This window comes from Fredinandcohnia quinoae, assembly GCF_022427965.1.
GTDB lineage: Bacteria > Bacillota > Bacilli > Bacillales > Bacillaceae_L > Ferdinandcohnia > Ferdinandcohnia quinoae.
The window spans coordinates 1-3,804 of the sequence record NZ_JAKTTI010000072.1; the positions used below are offsets into that span (position 1 = coordinate 1).

At 41.9% G+C, this 3,804-nt stretch carries 2 protein-coding genes; both read right to left on the reverse strand.

Going from position 1 to position 3,804, the window contains the following annotated elements:
• Nucleotides 1–82 precede the first annotated feature (82 nt).
• A complete protein-coding gene (gene ltrA, locus MJG50_RS21890; RefSeq protein ID WP_240257900.1) occupies nt 83–1,468 on the reverse strand; it encodes a group II intron reverse transcriptase/maturase in 1,386 nt (461 codons plus the stop codon).
• A gap of 514 nt (nt 1,469–1,982) precedes the next feature.
• Nucleotides 1,983–3,368 (reverse strand): group II intron reverse transcriptase/maturase, encoded by a 1,386-nt coding sequence (gene ltrA, locus MJG50_RS21895; RefSeq protein ID WP_240257900.1) that lies wholly within the window; start codon nt 3,366–3,368, stop codon nt 1,983–1,985.
• Nucleotides 3,369–3,804: the final 436 nt, after the last annotated feature.

Below are 3,804 nucleotides of genomic sequence, written 5' to 3' on the forward strand. Positions count from 1 at the left end.
AATCGAGTAGAGTGAACGAATCGGAATTTTGATTCGTTCGACCCTCTCACACCACCGTACGTACGGTTCCGTATACGGCGGTTCAATAATTTGAGTGTACAAACTGGTACTTCGCAGATATATCCATATATCCGAGTTGTACCAGTTTTCTATCTGTTAAAGACCTATGAAGGATATAGCTAGAAGAAATCCTCCAATAACCCTTTCGGGTATTTGACCATTCATAGGCTTTTTGCTCTTCGATTCCCAGTCGAATAAGATTTCTATATCTAGTTCGTGGCTTTTTCCACTGTTTCCAAATATATTGTCTGATTCGTCGTTTCAACCAACCATTTAATTCATTCATAAAGCCTTTCATTTCTCCAATGCCGTAGTAGTTTATCCACCCCGTCATTAGCTGCTTGATTTGCCCAAAGAGGACTTCAGTGCTTTTCCCCCTGTTCCGCTTTGTTATTTTCTTTAACTTTTGCTTCACTGTGGACTTAGCCTTTTGATGTGGTCGAATTTTGACACCGTTTGTGGTTGGCAGCAAGCAGAATCCTAGAAATTTTCGTTTCAATGGGCTTCCTACTGCACTTTTCTCACGATTCACGTTTAATTTCAATTCTCCTTCAAGGAAATTGATTGAACTCTCTATTACTCGATATCCTGCACGTCTACTTTTGATATAAATATTGCAGTCATCGGCGTAACGGACGAACTTGTGTCCACGTTTCGTAAGGAGTTTATCGAATTCATTCAAGTAAATATTACTTAATAATGGCGATAAGTTTCCTCCCTGTGGAGTCCCCTCTTCGGATGCTTGAACTAAACCGTTTACCATAATACCACTTTCGAGGTATTGCCGAATAAGACGTAGTACACGCTTATCTTGGACCTTATCCTCAATATAATACATGAGTTTATCGTGGTTCACTGTGTCAAAATAAGCTTTCATATCTATATCTACAACATATTTGTATCCTTGTTCGTAGTACGATTTCGCTCGTATGATAGCTTGGTGTGCACTACGCTTTGGACGAAACCCAAAGCTATTATCGGAGAACGTAGGGTCAAAAATAGGTTGTAAAACTTGATTGATTGCTTGTTGAATCATTCGGTCGATAACAGTTGGAATCCCTAACTTTCTTACACCACCATCAGGTTTTGGAATTTCAACCCGCAACACGGGTTGTGGGCGATAAGTTCCGTTATGTAATTTCATTAGTAACTCTTCCCTGTGTTCCTTCAAGTGTGGGAGTAGCTGGTCGTAAGTCATACCGTCGACGCCTGCGGCCCCCTTATTTCTGACAACTTGGAGGTAAGCTAGGTTGAGATTATTCCTTGATAGAATCTTCTCAAACAGATTTACACCATTTTGATTATTCAGTTCACCATGGAAATTACTATGCACTCCGTCATACCCTTCATGTTCCACATTATCTCTCTGACGGTAGCCAGACTTTCCTGTTTTCTGCGGTTGTCGCAATTTCCACACCTTCTTGTCTTCTCAAAATTATCATTGTTCAGTCCTTCACGTCCTGTCAGCGAACGCTACTATGACCTCGGCTGACTTCTTACAATTCATCTTCACGTCACCACAAAGATTGCACTGGTTCGTTATCATTTAACTTACACTGTGCCCTTATAAGACCTCCCCCGGTAAGAGCGAATACTTTCCTCCCATGTAACCGCTAGATTTACTGTATAGGTTTCGGGCAGTATTGGACTTCAGTTTGCTTTGCAACCTTATCCGACCTAATTCAGCCTTATATCTAGTTTCTGTTCGTCAGTTCAGGAGTTTGCGTCCGACTTCCTTCAGCCACTACCTCACGATAGCCACCTTGTCTTTCGCTAACAGTTCCTACTGCCAAGCCTGTAGTGGACTTTCACCACCGAGTATTCGCCCATGCAGGGCGCACATCGAGTAGAGTGAACGAATCGGAATTTTGATTCGTTCGACCCTCTCACACCACCGTACGTACGGTTCCGTATACGGCGGTTCAATAATTTGAGTGTACAAACTGGTACTTCGCAGATATATCCATATATCCGAGTTGTACCAGTTTTCTATCTGTTAAAGACCTATGAAGGATATAGCTAGAAGAAATCCTCCAATAACCCTTTCGGGTATTTGACCATTCATAGGCTTTTTGCTCTTCGATTCCCAGTCGAATAAGATTTCTATATCTAGTTCGTGGCTTTTTCCACTGTTTCCAAATATATTGTCTGATTCGTCGTTTCAACCAACCATTTAATTCATTCATAAAGCCTTTCATTTCTCCAATGCCGTAGTAGTTTATCCACCCCGTCATTAGCTGCTTGATTTGCCCAAAGAGGACTTCAGTGCTTTTCCCCCTGTTCCGCTTTGTTATTTTCTTTAACTTTTGCTTCACTGTGGACTTAGCCTTTTGATGTGGTCGAATTTTGACACCGTTTGTGGTTGGCAGCAAGCAGAATCCTAGAAATTTTCGTTTCAATGGGCTTCCTACTGCACTTTTCTCACGATTCACGTTTAATTTCAATTCTCCTTCAAGGAAATTGATTGAACTCTCTATTACTCGATATCCTGCACGTCTACTTTTGATATAAATATTGCAGTCATCGGCGTAACGGACGAACTTGTGTCCACGTTTCGTAAGGAGTTTATCGAATTCATTCAAGTAAATATTACTTAATAATGGCGATAAGTTTCCTCCCTGTGGAGTCCCCTCTTCGGATGCTTGAACTAAACCGTTTACCATAATACCACTTTCGAGGTATTGCCGAATAAGACGTAGTACACGCTTATCTTGGACCTTATCCTCAATATAATACATGAGTTTATCGTGGTTCACTGTGTCAAAATAAGCTTTCATATCTATATCTACAACATATTTGTATCCTTGTTCGTAGTACGATTTCGCTCGTATGATAGCTTGGTGTGCACTACGCTTTGGACGAAACCCAAAGCTATTATCGGAGAACGTAGGGTCAAAAATAGGTTGTAAAACTTGATTGATTGCTTGTTGAATCATTCGGTCGATAACAGTTGGAATCCCTAACTTTCTTACACCACCATCAGGTTTTGGAATTTCAACCCGCAACACGGGTTGTGGGCGATAAGTTCCGTTATGTAATTTCATTAGTAACTCTTCCCTGTGTTCCTTCAAGTGTGGGAGTAGCTGGTCGTAAGTCATACCGTCGACGCCTGCGGCCCCCTTATTTCTGACAACTTGGAGGTAAGCTAGGTTGAGATTATTCCTTGATAGAATCTTCTCAAACAGATTTACACCATTTTGATTATTCAGTTCACCATGGAAATTACTATGCACTCCGTCATACCCTTCATGTTCCACATTATCTCTCTGACGGTAGCCAGACTTTCCTGTTTTCTGCGGTTGTCGCAATTTCCACACCTTCTTGTCTTCTCAAAATTATCATTGTTCAGTCCTTCACGTCCTGTCAGCGAACGCTACTATGACCTCGGCTGACTTCTTACAATTCATCTTCACGTCACCACAAAGATTGCACTGGTTCGTTATCATTTAACTTACACTGTGCCCTTATAAGACCTCCCCCGGTAAGAGCGAATACTTTCCTCCCATGTAACCGCTAGATTTACTGTATAGGTTTCGGGCAGTATTGGACTTCAGTTTGCTTTGCAACCTTATCCGACCTAATTCAGCCTTATATCTAGTTTCTGTTCGTCAGTTCAGGAGTTTGCGTCCGACTTCCTTCAGCCACTACCTCACGATAGCCACCTTGTCTTTCGCTAACAGTTCCTACTGCCAAGCCTGTAGTGGACTTTCACCACCGAGTATTCGCCCATGCAGGGCGCACAAA